The sequence below is a fragment of the Rhizobium laguerreae genome (genome assembly GCF_019778565.1).
Lineage (GTDB): Bacteria > Pseudomonadota > Alphaproteobacteria > Rhizobiales > Rhizobiaceae > Rhizobium > Rhizobium laguerreae.
Map to the genome: position 1 here is coordinate 240,533 of NZ_JAAXQT010000002.1, position 13,600 is coordinate 254,132.

At 60.6% G+C, this 13,600-nt stretch carries 14 protein-coding genes; 6 read left to right on the forward strand and 8 right to left on the reverse strand.

Going from position 1 to position 13,600, the window contains the following annotated elements; genetic code table 11:
* Window positions 1-60: 60 nt before the first annotated feature.
* From ku to HFO71_RS08105, 3 genes are read right to left on the reverse strand one after another with little or no spacing between them, the layout of a single operon-like run.
* Entirely contained in the window at window positions 61-915 is an 855-nt protein-coding gene (gene ku / locus HFO71_RS08095) for a non-homologous end joining protein Ku (RefSeq protein ID WP_221953993.1), read from the reverse strand.
* Window positions 916-933: 18 nt separating this feature from the next.
* Window positions 934-1,164: a DUF2188 domain-containing protein gene (locus HFO71_RS08100; RefSeq protein ID WP_077977567.1), complete on the reverse strand. Its 231-nt coding sequence runs from the start codon at window positions 1,162-1,164 to the stop codon at window positions 934-936.
* 46 nt (window positions 1,165-1,210) lie between these two features.
* Window positions 1,211-1,471 (reverse strand): hypothetical protein, encoded by a 261-nt coding sequence (locus HFO71_RS08105; protein WP_168259427.1) that lies wholly within the window; start codon window positions 1,469-1,471, stop codon window positions 1,211-1,213.
* Window positions 1,472-1,612: 141 nt separating this feature from the next.
* On the opposite strand from HFO71_RS08105, the gene HFO71_RS08110 reads away from it, so the two are divergent.
* The 3 genes from HFO71_RS08110 to HFO71_RS08120 all read left to right on the forward strand — a co-directional run bounded on the left by HFO71_RS08110 (window position 1,613) and on the right by HFO71_RS08120 (window position 4,698).
* Window positions 1,613-2,041, forward strand: a complete 429-nt coding sequence (locus HFO71_RS08110) for an OsmC family protein (protein WP_077977570.1) — start codon at window positions 1,613-1,615, stop codon at window positions 2,039-2,041.
* An 87-nt stretch (window positions 2,042-2,128) separates the two neighbouring features.
* The gene (locus HFO71_RS08115) at window positions 2,129-3,580 is read left to right on the forward strand and encodes an FAD/NAD(P)-binding protein (protein ID WP_221953992.1); all 1,452 of its coding nucleotides are present in this window, start codon (window positions 2,129-2,131) and stop codon (window positions 3,578-3,580) included.
* Between the two features lie 212 nt (window positions 3,581-3,792).
* On the forward strand, window positions 3,793-4,698 hold the full coding sequence (locus HFO71_RS08120; protein WP_131642135.1) for a DMT family transporter: 906 nt from the start codon (window positions 3,793-3,795) through the stop codon (window positions 4,696-4,698).
* Here HFO71_RS08120 and HFO71_RS08125 read toward each other — a convergent pair.
* The 4 genes from HFO71_RS08125 to HFO71_RS08140 are packed head-to-tail and all read right to left on the reverse strand — an operon-like array spanning window position 4,664 to window position 10,686.
* Complete coding sequence (locus HFO71_RS08125) at window positions 4,664-6,346, reverse strand: VOC family protein (protein ID WP_245006887.1); 1,683 nt, start codon at window positions 6,344-6,346, stop codon at window positions 4,664-4,666. The two genes, HFO71_RS08120 and HFO71_RS08125, sit on opposite strands and share 35 nt — an antisense overlap.
* 21 nt (window positions 6,347-6,367) lie before the next feature.
* Window positions 6,368-7,963, reverse strand: coding sequence for a response regulator (locus HFO71_RS08130; protein WP_221953990.1), 1,596 nt, complete (start codon window positions 7,961-7,963; stop codon window positions 6,368-6,370).
* 4 nt (window positions 7,964-7,967) lie between these two features.
* Window positions 7,968-8,393 (reverse strand): response regulator, encoded by a 426-nt coding sequence (locus HFO71_RS08135; RefSeq protein ID WP_017958959.1) that lies wholly within the window; start codon window positions 8,391-8,393, stop codon window positions 7,968-7,970.
* The gene (locus HFO71_RS08140; protein ID WP_221987818.1) at window positions 8,380-10,686 is read right to left on the reverse strand and encodes a sensor histidine kinase; all 2,307 of its coding nucleotides are present in this window, start codon (window positions 10,684-10,686) and stop codon (window positions 8,380-8,382) included. The genes HFO71_RS08135 and HFO71_RS08140 overlap by 14 nt, the downstream gene beginning before the upstream one ends.
* Window positions 10,687-10,714: 28 nt before the next feature.
* Between HFO71_RS08140 and HFO71_RS08145 the strand changes: the two genes are divergently transcribed.
* The 3 genes from HFO71_RS08145 to HFO71_RS08155 all read left to right on the forward strand — a co-directional run bounded on the left by HFO71_RS08145 (window position 10,715) and on the right by HFO71_RS08155 (window position 12,744).
* Entirely contained in the window at window positions 10,715-11,092 is a 378-nt protein-coding gene (locus HFO71_RS08145; RefSeq protein WP_168283523.1) for a response regulator, read from the forward strand.
* Between the two features lie 480 nt (window positions 11,093-11,572).
* Window positions 11,573-12,277 carry a response regulator transcription factor gene (locus tag HFO71_RS08150; protein ID WP_025393134.1) on the forward strand — a complete coding sequence of 235 codons (705 nt, stop codon included), beginning with the start codon at window positions 11,573-11,575 and terminating at the stop codon, window positions 12,275-12,277.
* A gap of 29 nt (window positions 12,278-12,306) precedes the next feature.
* Entirely contained in the window at window positions 12,307-12,744 is a 438-nt protein-coding gene (locus tag HFO71_RS08155) for a response regulator (RefSeq protein ID WP_025393135.1), read from the forward strand.
* Between the two features lie 106 nt (window positions 12,745-12,850).
* Here the strand turns inward: HFO71_RS08155 and HFO71_RS08160 are convergent, their stop codons facing one another.
* Entirely contained in the window at window positions 12,851-13,558 is a 708-nt protein-coding gene (locus HFO71_RS08160; protein WP_221953988.1) for a sensor histidine kinase, read from the reverse strand.
* Window positions 13,559-13,600: the final 42 nt, after the last annotated feature.

A 13,600-nucleotide genomic window follows, 5' to 3' on the forward strand; every position in this document is an offset into this window, starting at 1 on the left:
GCATTCGCGCGAGGTCGGGTGCGCCTGAGATTGCCCATCGCCCGCCGGGGCGAGGCCATCTCAGCTTGCCTTCTTGCTGCGGCTGTCGCTGCGCGCCGGTGCCTTCTTCTTCGCCAGGGCCTTCTTTGCTGGAGCCTTGCCGCTCATCTTGGCGCTCTGGCGCAGCGCTTCCATCAGGTCGACTACCTTGCGTTCCTGGGCGGGTTTCTTCTCCGGTGGCGCCCGGCCCTCGATCTTTGCCTTCACCAGCTCGACCAGGGCAGCCTCGTAGCGATCTTCGTATTCGCTCGGTTCGAAGCTGCCTTGCTTGGTGCCGATGATATGGCCTGCAAGCGCGATCATTTCCTTGTCGAACTTGATGTCGGGAATGTCCTTGAAAACCGTACCGGCCGAGCGCACTTCGTAGTCGAAATTCAGCATCGTCGCGACGATATAGTCGTCATGCGGACGGATCAGCAGCGTCCGGTTGCGCCGGAAAAGCACGGCTTCGGCCAGAGCCGCGACCTTGCCGTCGCGCATGGCGCGGGCGATCAGCGACAGCGCCTCCTCGTCATGTTCATGGACGGGCGCGAGATAATAAGGACGGTCGAAATAGAGCTTGTCGATATCGTCATAGGCAATGAAAGCCTTGACATCGAGCACCTTATCGCTTTCCGGGATGATTTCGGCAATCTCGTCATCTTCAATGACGATGTAGTCGCCATTCTCCATCTGGTAACCCTTGACCTGGTCGCCCCGCTCGACCGGTTTGCCGGTCTCGCTGTCGACGAATTGTCGTTCCACCCGGTGGCCGGTCCTGCGGTTGATGATGTTGAAGGAGACGCGTTCGGAGGAGGAAACGGCGGTGTAGAGCCCAACGGCGCAGGCAAGGTCGCCCACCTTCAGATGACCCTTCCAGCTTGCCCGAGCGGCCATTCCATCCTCCGCAGCAAATCAGAGCCGGCTGCCGCTCTTGTCGGTTTCGAGTTCTTGGAATTCCCAGCCGCCATCAGGCGCGGGATAGGCGAGGAGCGCATCGCCATCGCCGATCTTCTGGCGCGATGCGGCGTCCTTGGCATGGACAATTGCCTCGTCCGCTGTCGCATAAGTCTCCGAAAGTGTGTCGCCGAGCTTATAGGCCCAGCCATTGTCATGCGGCACGACCTGATAGGTGATATCGGCCATTTCGGATCTCCTCTTCTCACTCAAATAGGGTGCATGATGTCGTCGGCTAGTTCCGATTTGCTTTGCGCCGTTCGTCGAGCGCAATGATCTTCTCCAGCGACGCGATATCCTCGCTGGTGACGACGGGAACCGGATCGGCAGCGATGGCTTCCAGCACCTCCTGTGAGACGGCGCCGTTGCGGATCGCCCATTCCAGCGTTTCGCGGGTTTCCCGCTCGGCCTTCAGCTGCGCATAGAGCGCAACGATCAGCCGATCGCGAGCATCCATCCGCCGGCCTTGGTTACCCGTGCTGCGGATGTCAGGCATCGCAATCCACCTTTGTCACTGATTTCGTTCAGGTGTATTCAACTGATGACGGATGGAAAGGTTCCGAAACCCATGGGCGGCTTGCCATTGCCGCGCCGGGTGAAATCACCATCTGCAAGAGGTTCGCAAGAGGATTTCAACATGGCCGATCTCAAGGCTCGTCCCCGCCCGACTGGTGCCACCGCCGTTCTCGGCCGTACCGGTTTTCCGCACGTCACCTCCGCCACCAAGGGCGAGATCGATATCGTCACCGCGCCGTCGCAGCCGGGTTTCAATCCGCTCGATCTGCTCTATTCCTCGCTCTCGGCCTGTCTGGTGCTCAGCGCCCGCATCGCCGCCAGCCAGATGGGCGTTCTCGACAAGATCAGCGAGATCACTGCAGAGGTCACCGGCGAGAAGGCGACGGAAGGCCTTTCGCGCGTTGCCAAGTTCAACGTCGTTTTTTCGATCGAGGGCGATATCGACGAAGAAACCCGACAGAAAATCGCCCATGCCGCCGAAGACGAGATCTGCACGGTCAGCAACACCATCCGCGGCAATCCCGAGTTCTCGACGACGATATCGGGGTGAGGCTAAATCTACATAATAATTATAGACAATCGAGAGCGGAGGATTGCGTGAGTACTGCCCCGCTTCTATGCTCGGGCATCGAAAGCAATGATCCCGGCCACCATGCAGCCCAAGCCTCTCCCGACGTCTGAACAGCCCGTCGTTGCCATCATCGGCGGCGGTGTCTCCGGCGCTGGCGTCGCCTATCATCTCGCCAGAGCCGACTGCGGCGAGCGCCCTGCCATCGTGGTCTTCGAGCCGCGCGCCGAGCTTGGCCGCGGCCTTGCCTATGACACGGCCGATCCGGCCCACCGCATCAATGTTCCAGCCGCCAAGATGAGCCTGCAGCCCGACGACCCGGGCGAATTTCTGGCCTGGATCGAAGCTCGCGACGCCGTCGCCGGCGACCCTGAGGCCTCGCAGCCCGATGGCACGCTCTTCCCCCGGCGCCGGCTGTTCGGCGATTATGTCGCCTCGCTGCTGAAGCCGCTGCTGGAAGACGGTAGCGTGTGTCATTGCCGCGCTGCGGTGACGGCTGTCGAACGCCGTGCCGGTCGCTGGTCGATCCGCGACGATGGAGGCGGCGTGACGGAGGCCGATATCGTCGCGATCGCCACCAGCCATCCGCCGCCGGCAGCCCCCGGCCGGCTTGCGATCCGGCTTGCCGCTCATCCCCGTTTCGTCGCCGACACCACCAAGCCGGGCGCGCTCGAGGTGATCCGCCCGCAGGACCGGGTGCTGGTCATCGGCAATGGCCTGACGGCCGCCGATGTCATTGCCTCGCTTGCTGAGCGCGGGCATGATGGTCCGGTGACCGCGATCTCGCGCCGCGGTCTGCGGTCTCGCGGCCATCCGTCGGTACCGCAGGAGCTCTTCGGCGATTTCGTCTCCAGTGCAGCCCATTCCGCCGTGTCGCTGCTGAGAGGGATCCGCGCCGCCATAGGCGCGGCGAAGGAAGAGGGCATAAGCTGGCATGGGGTGATCGATCAGGTGAGGGCGCAGGGATACGATCTCTGGCAGGCGCTACCGGTTGCCGAACGACGCCGTCTCGTTCGCCATCTGCGTCCCTATTGGGATGTGCATCGTTTCCGGATCGCCCCGCAGGTCGAGGCCGCGCTCGACGCAGCTGTTGCTGCGGGCCGTCTCGATATACTGGCCGGCTCCGTCGCCGATGCGCGCATCGAGGGCGAGCTCATTCTTTGCACTCTGCAGCCGCGTCATCAGCGCCAGCCGTTAGAGCGAAGCTATGACGCCGCCGTTGTCACCACCGGGCCGGCGCATGGCGGCATTCTCGAAACCCAGCCCTGGCTCGCCGCACTCGCGGCAAGCGGCCACCTGTCGCTCGACCCGACCGGCCTCGGCCTTGCCTGCACCGAACGTTCGGAGGCGATCGGCCCGTCAGGAAAAGCAGATCCCTCGCTGCTGATCTCCGGTCCGCTGGCGCGCGGCACCTTTGGTGAGCTGATGGGACTGCCGCAGGTGAGCGAGCATGCGTTCTTCATCGCCGGCGAGATCGCCGAAAAGCTGCGGATCAGCGCGACGAATAGGCATCCTGCCTGATTTTCCACCGATATGTCGCTCTTCGGCTGTCCCCGGTGATCGACTTCTGATAGTCCCTTGGCCATCACTGCATAATTCCTTAAATCGAAATCGATTTAAGGATAAAATTATTCAGCAATTTAAAGTGTTACAGCGTCCTTTGCGCGTCTGAAAAGACGCGCGGCGCTGTATCCCGTCGGCCCGGCATTCGGGCGACCAGAAATATCGAGATCATGTCGCAGGCCGCTCCCACCCTTTCCGAAGCCTCGCCTTCCAATCGTTTCGCCCTTGCGGCGCTCCTTCTCGGCGGGGCGGCGATCGGCGGCTCGCCGATCTTCGTCAGGCTGTCCGAAGTCGGTCCGATGGCGACGGCCTTCTGGCGCGTAGCGCTGGCGCTGATCCCGATCGTCATCGTCTCGCTCTTGAAGACGGAAAGGGGGCCGAAGCCGCAAAGCCTTTCCGACTATGGCATGCTGGTTCTCCCAGGCGTGATGTTGGCGCTCGACCTCGCCGCCTGGCACCTTTCGCTCACCATGACGTCGGTCGCCAATGCGACGCTGCTTGCCAACCTCGCACCGGTTTTCGTCACGCTGATCGCCTTCGTCTTTTTCAGCGCGAGGATCAGCCGCGTCTTCGCGCTCGGGCTTGTCCTGGCACTGTCAGGCGTCGTCATCCTGAAGGGCGGACCGGCAGCCATCGGCAATGGCGACCTTCGCGGTGACGGCATCGCGATGATCGCCGCCTTCTTCTATGCCTGCTACATCCTGGCGATCGGCAGGTTGCGCAGCCGCTTCGATACGATCCGCATCATGCTGTGGAGCACGGCCTGCGCTGCCGTCTGCATCTTTCCGATCGGCCTGATCTACGAGGGGCATATGCTGCCCGCGAGCGTCTATGGCTGGTCGATTGTCTTCGGCCTCGCCTTTATCAGCCATGCCGGCGGACAGGTGGCGATCACCTATGCGCTCGCCTATCTGCCGGCGGCATTTTCATCGCTGACGCTGCTGCTGCAGCCGGTCGTTGCGGCAATCCTTGCCTGGGCGCTGCTCAACGAGGCGATCGGAACAATGCAGGCGCTCGGCGGCGCCGTCGTTCTTGCCGGCATCATGGTTGCCCGGACGTCTCGCGCGCCGGCTTAACCGCTTGCTGCTCCAGCGGCTGTGGATCATCACCCATCCTCTGCAGCAGCCACTTCTGGATGATCGGTACATCGGCATCGCCGAGGTCATGACCACCGGGGATGACGTCGGAATCGACGGTGGCACCCGAACTTTTCAGCCTCTCTTCCAAGTCGCTCGCATATTTGCCGTAGGCATCCGTCTTGCCGCTGATGACGAGCAGGTCGGTGCCCTTGAGATCGGCATGCGGATAGTCGCTGAGAACCGGCATGGAGCGTAGCAGTACCGCCTTGTGAACAAGGTTCGGGTGCAGGTAGAGCAGAGAGTTCAAGAGGTTGGCGCCGTTGGAATAGCCGACATAGACCACCTTCTTGGGATCGAGGCCGTAGGATTTGACAGCGCCTTCGATGAAGGCCGCGAAGGCTTCGGCCTCAGTCTTGATGTCGTTCTGATCGAAGGAGAAGGGTGTAATGCGCTTGTACCAGCGCGGAAAACCCTCTTCCGTCGCGCGCCCTCGCACGCCCATCAGGGTTGCTCGAGGCGCCGCCTTGTTCAGGAGCGGCATCAACGTCGTCTCATTGCCGCCCGAGCCGTGGAGGAGCACGAAGACACTGCCGTCGGGATTCGGCGGCGTATAGAAGCGATGGACGAACGGCAGTTCGCGGTAGTTGATGCGGGGCTGGCCGGGCATCGAAAACTGCGGCAGAATCACCTTCAGGTCGTCGAGATTGGTGATTGTTTCCGGCGGCGCGAAGAGCTTGGTGCCGAGGGATGCATGCTCTTCGTCAACAGTCATGCCGGGCTTGTCGGTTGCAAGCTCCACCAACGTGCCGCCAGGCTCGCGGGCATAGAGCGAGCGGAAATATTTGCGGTCATGCATGTTGGTCGGCGATGCCTCGGTCGTCTCCAGCGCCTTGGATACCGAACGTAGCGCGTCTTCATCAGGGGCCCGGAAGGCGACGTGATCGACCGTGCCGGTGCCTGGCGCACCGGACCAGAAGCCGCGTGCATCGCGCACGTCGATGACGTCGCCCGATTCCGAAACCAGCCTGTTGATCGTGCCGCGGTTGGTCTGGAAGCGGTAGCCGAAATGGCTCTCGAGGAAGTTGCGGCTTTCGGTGGGTTTTTCCGTCAGCATGGTCGCGCCGCGCACGCGCTGGATCGTATGCTCGGCCGGGATCGAGGCACCGTCCCAGGCGGACGGCGATGTCAGGTTCTTTGCGCCTGCGAGCTTGAGGATGATGTTGTCAGGGTCTTTCAGCCGCAGGACGGGCTCGCCGAATTCGTCGGCCGGTCCCTCGGATCTCAGACCGAAGCTCATGGCGCGCGTCAGCCAGTAGCCAATGCTGGCGGGGTCGATCGCCAACGAAATTTCGCTGATCTGGCCATAGCCGGCCCGGCCGGGCGCGCCATCTTCCCAAGCGAGGAAGGTGAGGAGGGATCCCGGCGTTCCCGCCGCATCGCCGTAGAAGAGATGAAGTTGCGTCGCGTCCTCGTAACCGGCCGTCTGTTTGACGAGCCGCATGCCGAGAAACCCAGCGTAAAAATCCACGTTCGCCTGCACCTTCCGGGTGATGGCCGTAACGTGATGTATGCCTGATACCATCGAGAGCAGTCCTGATTGAAGCGGCGTCGTCAGGAGCGCGAGTATGAGAGCTGCGAAGGTCATACCGTTGCCAATGACCATCGCTTAATTTTGTTCCGCACAAAGCGCAAGCGAATCGCCGCGCTGCAATAACTCCAAATGTTCGACATCTTCGAGCGCCTCTTCCAATTGCTGCAGGGTCGGCGGCTTGACCATATAGGCGCGTGCGCCGAGATTTTTGGCCCGGCGCATGTCGGTCTCGTCGCTCGATGTGCTGAGGATGCAGACGGGAATTCGCTTGAGGCGGGCATCGACGGAAAGCGCATGCAGCACCTCGAAGCCGTCCATGATCGGCATGTTGATGTCGAGAAGCATCAGGTCGATCTGCGGCACATTTGCGATGCCGGCGCGTTCTTCGAGCAGCCGCATAGCCTCGCGTCCGTTGGTGGCGACATGCAGGTTGAAATTCACCTTGTCCCGCCGCATCAGCTTGATCTTCAGAAGCTGGATGTCGGCCGGGCTGTCTTCCACCAGCAGCACTTCGGCGAGCCTGCCCGGACCTTCGGCTGGCTGCTCCGCCGGCCTGGCGCTGTGCGGGACGGGCGATGCGGCCGGCGGCGCGGGCCGCGCCTCGGCGAGCGGCACTTCCAGAATGAAGGTGGCGCCCGGCCCATTTTCTGCCTCGCACCAGATCGAGCCGCCATGCATCTGCGCGATGCGGCGGCAAATGGCAAGGCCGAGCCCGGTGCCTTCGATGCCGCGCCCGACGAGACGCTTGAACGGCTGGAAGATCAACTCGCGGTGCTCGGGGTCGATGCCGGGCCCGTTGTCACGCACGGTGAGACGGCAGGTATCGCCCTGCGCTTCGCCTGTGATGCTGATCTCCGGAACCTTCTGCTCGCAATAGCGGATGGCATTCGACACCAGGTTCTGCAGGAGCTGGGTCAGCAGCGTCGCGTCGCCCATGACCTCCGGCAGCGCCCCGCGGATGATGACGGCGCCGCGGCTTTCGGTCTGCTGGCGCAGATTGTCCTCCACTTGGTCGAGCACATCGGAGAGCGAGACCGGCTTGAGCTCCAGCCCGCCGGAGGCCTCGAGCTTGGTGAAGCCCGAGACCTTGACGATCAGGTCTTCCATATGGTCGGCGGCGCTGAGCACGTAATCGAGCAATTCCCGGTCTTCGGCCGGAAGCGCTGCAGAACCGTGCAGGATGCGGCTGAAGGATTTGATCGTCCGGAGCGGCTCCTTCAAATCATGAGCCATGGCGCGGGTGAAGATCTCAAGCGATTGCCGCTTCTGCTCCAGCTTCGCTTCCAGCATGCCGTGCATGATGGCGTTCTGAATGCAGCGATGCAGTGTCTCGGGCGAAAGCGCATCCTTCGTCAGATAGTCGCGTGCGCCGCTCTTCATCACCTCGACGGCCACAGTTTCGTTGCCTTGGCCGGTCAGCATGATGACGTTGGCGGCGGGATCATCCTCCAGGATATCGGCAAGAACGCCGAGCCCATCGCGCCCCGGCAGCGAATAGTCGAGCAGGATGCAGTCCGGCCGTTTCCGGCCGTTCAGCGCACGACCCTCTTCGCCCGTCTCCGCCTCCACGACGGTATAGGCAGTGCTGGAAACGCGGCCCAATATGCGGCGATAGACCTCGAGATCGTCGATGTTGTCGTCGATGATGAGAATAGAGCAGTGTTCCGCCAATCTGTCAGTCCTCGAGTGGCAGGATCGCGATTTCGAACCAGTATTCCTTCAGCCGCTGGATCGCCGCGAAGAGCCCGTCGAGATCCACCGGCTTCTGCACATAGGTATTGGCGCCGAGCGCATAGCAGCCTTCGATGTCACGTTCGTCGTCGGAGGTCGTGAGGATCACCACCGGGATCTTGCGCAAGCCGGCGTTCGACTTGATTGCCTCCAGCGTCTTGCGGCCGTCAAGGCCCGGCATGTTGAGGTCGAGCAGGATCAGCCCGGGTTTCGGCACCATTTCGGCGAGCATGTCGAGCGCTTCCTGACCGGAGGCTGCCCAGCGGATCGAGTTGCGCAGGTTGGTGCGCTTGAAGGCGCGCATTGTCGCTTCGAAATCGTCTTCGCTGTCCTCGACGATCAGGATCGGTTGCGTATCACGCTGCTGCATTCTGCCCCTCGCGCTTTTTTCCCAGAGTGAAGTAGAATGTCGTGCCGGTACCGACCTCGGATTCCAGCCAGATATCGCCATTGTGCCGCGCGATGATCTTGCGAACGAAGGTGAGGCCTGCTCCGGTCCCGTCGTCGGAATCCTGCGACTTTTCCAGCCGCTTGAAAATGCGGAAAATATCCTCGTGGAATTCCTGCGGAATGCCCTTGCCGTTATCCTTAACGAAAAACACGTTGCGGGCAACCGTGCCGTCCTTGCCGACGAACCGGTCAAGATAACCGATCGAGACGAGTGGCGCCGGTTTGTCGTTGTATTTGATCGCATTGGTGATGAGATTGCGGAAGACTTCGGTCAACCGCGGCGCGTCGCAAACCACCTCCGGCAGCCGGCCGTCGATGATGACCTTGGCATGCCGCTCCTCCAGCAGCAACTCCATCGTCGCGACGACATCCTTGACAATCAGGCCAATGTCGGTGCGTTTGACCGCCAGCTGCTGGCGCCCGAGCCGGGAGAAATACAGAAGCTCGTTGACGAGCTTCTCCATGCGCTGGCTGAGACGCACGAGCCGGTTCAGCCGGCGCACGCCGTCCGCATCGAGCTTGTCTTCATAATCTTCCAACAGGAAGCGGGAGTGGTTGTGGAGGCCGCGCAGCGGTTCCTTGAGATCATGCGAGGCGATATAGGCGAATTCATCGAGGTCGTGGTTGCTGCGCTCGAGCTCGGCCGTATAGGCTTCGAGCTGGGAAAGCGTCGTTTTCATCCGTTCTTCCTGCCGGACGCGATCGCTAATGTCGCGCACGATACCGACGAAGGTCTTGGTATGGCCGGTGACGACGGCGCTGATGGAAACATCGATCGGAAAGACGATGCCGTTCTTGCGTCGTCCGGAGACCATGCGCGTCGTGCCGATGATGCGCTCCTCGCCGGTCTGCCGGTAATGGGCGAGATAGCCGTCGTGCTCGGAATGGTAGGGTTCGGGCATCAGCATCTTGATGTTTTTGCCGATCGTCTCCTGCGGGGAGTAGCCGAACATGGCTTCAGCCGCCGGATTGAAATTCCTGATCGTTCCACGCTCGTCGATGACGATGACGGCATCAGGCGTGCCGCGCACCAACGCGCCGAAACGAACGCGCTCGCTTTCGAGGTTATGGGTGTTGCGCATGAAATAGAAGACGAGGAGCGCGATCAGCCAAAGTGTGGCAGCCGTAATGGTGCGGTTGGCGATCTCCTGCCAGAAACCGGTCTCGTCGTGCCTGACGGCGAAGAAGCCGAGCATCAGCAGCACGGTACAGGCAAAGGCGAAGAAAAGCGGCGCATTTCTGTTGCCGAACCAGAGCGCCGTCAGCACCAGCGGCACGTAGAGAATGCCGTTGGCGACACCCAGCGGCGTATACAGATCGACGAGAAGGCCGGTGAAGCAGACCGCGGCCGGGATCCACAGCGGGATCTGCGCCCGGTTTGCCGGCTGAATCCACCAGGAGCGGGCGAGAAGCCCGGAGCCGAAGATCACCATGCCGACCGCCGTATGCAGCGCCATCGCCGCATAAGGCCCCCAGCGGTAGCCCTGTTCGGCATCGGTGACATAGCTGGCCAGCGCGATCATGCCGAGGGTGATGACGACATAGCTCGTCAATTCCTGCACCACTTGGCTTCTCGACCTCTCCACCTGGAGTGAGAGCAGCAGCGAAAGATTAGCGATCAGGAAGACCAGCGCCGTGTTCGGCCCCATGCCGCCGCCGATCTCGGCGATGAAATCCGGCGAAACCAGGAAGCGCGAGATCAACACGTCGACATTGTGAAAAGTCCGCCCGATCATGACGATCTCCACGAGCCGGGCCGCGGCGATCGCCGCCGCAAGCCCCGCCGTGATCGCCGCCGTTGCTCGAAAGCGGCGGGCGGCGAGTGTCGAAGCGGCAAGTCCCACGCCGGAAAGCACGAAGCAGAGCGCGGTATTGAAGGCCATCGACGGAAAGCCGGGAACCAGCGAAATGACAATCTCGGCCTGCAGCAGCCAGCCGGTAAGCGCCGTCACGCCGAGAACGAATATCAGGCAGCCGACGGCAATTGCAAAGGCACGGTAGTGTCGCCTTGGCTGGTCCTGCAGGTCCACGTTGCCCTGATCCTGCACCCGTGTGTCCTCCTTCGGTTTGCGCGGCCATCTTTTCCGAAATCGAGGAATACTCAATAGGCAAGGCAGGGAGGTGCCGCGCTTTTTGCGAAATGATTTGCGATGAGGTATATCGAATTTTAGTGGAACCGCGGTATCGTGATGTCGAAGGACAGCGAGGTTCATTCGAACAATATCCAAATCACGGTGCTAGATGACCACCCTATTTTATGTCGACGACAGCAAGGATGACCTCTTCTATGTCGACTATATGAGCAAAAAGCAGCAGATAGACGTCGATCTATTCTGTTTTTCGACCGCCGAAATGGCGCTGGAGGCACTGGAGACGCGCGCGGCGGAAGGCAAGATCTCGCCTGATCTGCTGGTCGCCGATCTCTACATGCCGCTCGATAGCGGCATCGGCCTGATCACTCGGTTGCGCCTGGATGATCGTTTCAAGGCGATGCGGCTTGCTATCTGCAGCGGATCGGATGCTGCCGAGGACCGCGCGCGCTCACTCGATGCCGGCGCCGATGTCTATCTGGAAAAGCCACTTGACCTTGCCACGGTCATTCTCAATCTTGAGATGTAGAAAACGGCGAAAGCCGCATGGCCTATTCCTCCTCATTCGTCCCAACCATATGACAAACCGCAATTGACAAGGGCGAGGACGCATCACAAGATGCAACCGAAGCGAAGAATATGGAACGCAAATTAAGCGCTGAGAGAACCGATCAACCCGCGTTCGCCGCCACGAACATCAGCCAACCCCTTAGCTGAATGGGTCAATCGGCTCTCTCGCGCTTACGTCTGGCACTGCCTTCTCGCATTCATGGATGTTGAATGCAGGAAGAATACGATACCCAGGTAAGAACTACTGCCCCTCAGTAAAATCTGCCCGTGCATCACCTTTAGCTGAGATAATTGATGATTTCCGCCTTACATATCGAAAGTCCCCGTTTTCGATATCTCTCATCAATCGTCTCGCAATTTTTGTAGCTCTTCGCGTTTAAGACGTATATCCCAAGATTTCGGGATTAGAGGCATTGGCGGGAGGAGAGGAAGAGTGGGAATGAACAATGCCCAGGCAATTCCCTTTCATGCCGGACCGGAGCTGAGCCGGGCGATCAACCGCACCGATTTTTTCCGTCTGCTGAAATCCGCGGCGCAGCATTACAACTTCGACAATTTCGCGCTTGCCCGCATTTCCGAGGCTTCGGCCCCTTTCGGTGAACGCGATATCGTCATCACCAATGTTGCCGAGCGGCGTGTCGGTCTTTTCATCACGACGTTGAAGGAAGCGCTGGGCACCGTTCGGGCAAAGACCGCCCAGTTCCTGGCAACGCCGGTCCATGGCCGGAACGTACAGCCTGCAGATTATCCGTCCGATCTTGTTTTCAACGAGTTCCTGAGCGGCGTCTTTCTCTTCATCCCGCTGTTCACGCCGGAAGGGCGGCGATATTGCCTCGTCCTCAGCGGCGAGCGTCAGGAGCCGGATCAGAGTGAGATCGCCGACATGCTTCTCGACGCCATGCGTATTTTCGACAAGCTCTACGAGGAAATCCTGACGCCGGAAATGTCCGGACGGCTGACCCAGCGCGAATCGGAAATTGTCAAATGGACGAGCGAAGGCAAGACGTCGGCGGAAATCGCGATCATTCTCGGTCTTTCCGAACATACGGTCAATTCGCACATCACCGCGGCCGCGCGCAAACTTGACGCTGTGAACCGCGTTCATATGGTGGCGATCGCCTTGAGGAATGGTTTGGTTTCGTGAAGATGGTTTCGGATTGGGGAAATGAGACGATGATCACCGAAACGAGCCGAAGGAATGCCGTAAAGGTCCTCTTTGTCGACGACGAATTCATCGAATTCCGCGCGCTCAAGAAGAAGATCGCCGATCTCTCCGAGCCGGCCGTCGAGGTTGAATATTCGCAATCGATCGGTGACGCGCTGGAAAAGATCCGCTCGGCGCGCTTCGATCTCATCCTGCTCGACAATCGCCTTTTGCCCAATGCCGATTTCCGCGACACGGTGCCGGAGCTGCGCGGCATCGGTTACACCGGTCCGATCGGCGTCGTCTCGACCGATATATCGGGCGGCTATTTCCAGGAATTCCCGGATTACGGCGTCGATTTCCGCATCGGCAAGGACGAAATCGATGCCCAGGCACTGCAGCACATCATCCGCGAATATGTGACCTATGACGTCCCCGATTTCTGGAAGGACGATTACAGTATCTAAAGCGCGTCGCGATCTTTCGGATACGCTTGTCGCGCTTTAGTCGTCTTTGTAGTTCGCAATTCCGGACGCAAAACCGCTGCACACTTTTGCTGGAATTGCTCTAATCTCAGGCAACCGGAAGGCGGATGATGAAGCGGCTGCCGCTTTCATCCGAATGTTCGAGGCTGATATCGCCGCCGAGCGCCGTCAGAAACTCCCGCGCCGTGGTCAACCCGAGTCCGGCGCCCTGGACCGTTCCCGGCTTCGGCAATTTCCAGAAAGGCTCGAATATCCGCTCCCGATAGGCGGGATCGATGCCCGCCCCATTGTCGGAAATCCGGATGAACCAGTCCGTTCCCTCGCGCTCTGCGGCAATGGCCACATGCGGCGCCGCTTCGCTGCGATACATGAGGGCATTGGTCAGCAAGTGCCGCAGCACCAGACCGAAGAGGGCAGGGTCGGTCCGGATGGAGGGCAGGCCGTTGCTTGCAAGCGTCGCCTCGCCGACCGCCGTCTCGTCGGTCAATTCGCCCCAGACATTTTCGGCAAGCGCTTGCAGATCGATCTCTTCAGGCGTCACCTGGGGTGTGCCGCCGGCAAGGCTCATCAATGCCTTGGTGAGGCGCTGCGCCGTCTGCGCCTTTTCCATGATCATCCGCAGGCTCTGAAGCTGTTCGCCGTCGAGCGTCTCCTCGAGATCGTCGAGCAGTAGCTCGGCATACATGGCGATATGGCGGAGCGGCGATTGCAGGTCGTGCGAAGCGGTCGCGAGAAAACGCTTGATGCGCTCCTCGCTGTCTCCGGCAAAAGTGGGTTTCGTCGGGTAAGATGACATCTGGCGGTTTCCCCGATCTTTTTACAGCGCCGCGCATCTTTT

What these genes read in the sequence shown, in the direction of transcription:
- ku (WP_221953993.1), bottom strand. Translation starts at nt 915, where the DNA reads ATGGCCGCTCGGGCAAGCTGGAAGGGTCATCTGAAGGTGGGCGACCTT.
- HFO71_RS08100 (WP_077977567.1), bottom strand. Translation starts at nt 1,164, where the DNA reads ATGGCCGATATCACCTATCAGGTCGTGCCGCATGACAATGGCTGGGCC.
- HFO71_RS08105 (WP_168259427.1), bottom strand. Translation starts at nt 1,471, where the DNA reads ATGCCTGACATCCGCAGCACGGGTAACCAAGGCCGGCGGATGGATGCT.
- HFO71_RS08110 (WP_077977570.1), top strand. Translation starts at nt 1,613, where the DNA reads ATGGCCGATCTCAAGGCTCGTCCCCGCCCGACTGGTGCCACCGCCGTT.
- HFO71_RS08115 (WP_221953992.1), top strand. Translation starts at nt 2,129, where the DNA reads ATGATCCCGGCCACCATGCAGCCCAAGCCTCTCCCGACGTCTGAACAG.
- HFO71_RS08120 (WP_131642135.1), top strand. Translation starts at nt 3,793, where the DNA reads ATGTCGCAGGCCGCTCCCACCCTTTCCGAAGCCTCGCCTTCCAATCGT.
- HFO71_RS08125 (WP_245006887.1), bottom strand. Translation starts at nt 6,346, where the DNA reads ATGACCTTCGCAGCTCTCATACTCGCGCTCCTGACGACGCCGCTTCAA.
- HFO71_RS08135 (WP_017958959.1), bottom strand. Translation starts at nt 8,393, where the DNA reads ATGCAGCAGCGTGATACGCAACCGATCCTGATCGTCGAGGACAGCGAA.
- HFO71_RS08140 (WP_221987818.1), bottom strand. Translation starts at nt 10,686, where the DNA reads ATGAACCTCGCTGTCCTTCGACATCACGATACCGCGGTTCCACTAAAA.
- HFO71_RS08145 (WP_168283523.1), top strand. Translation starts at nt 10,715, where the DNA reads ATGACCACCCTATTTTATGTCGACGACAGCAAGGATGACCTCTTCTAT.
- HFO71_RS08150 (WP_025393134.1), top strand. Translation starts at nt 11,573, where the DNA reads ATGAACAATGCCCAGGCAATTCCCTTTCATGCCGGACCGGAGCTGAGC.
- HFO71_RS08155 (WP_025393135.1), top strand. Translation starts at nt 12,307, where the DNA reads ATGATCACCGAAACGAGCCGAAGGAATGCCGTAAAGGTCCTCTTTGTC.
- HFO71_RS08160 (WP_221953988.1), bottom strand. Translation starts at nt 13,558, where the DNA reads ATGTCATCTTACCCGACGAAACCCACTTTTGCCGGAGACAGCGAGGAG.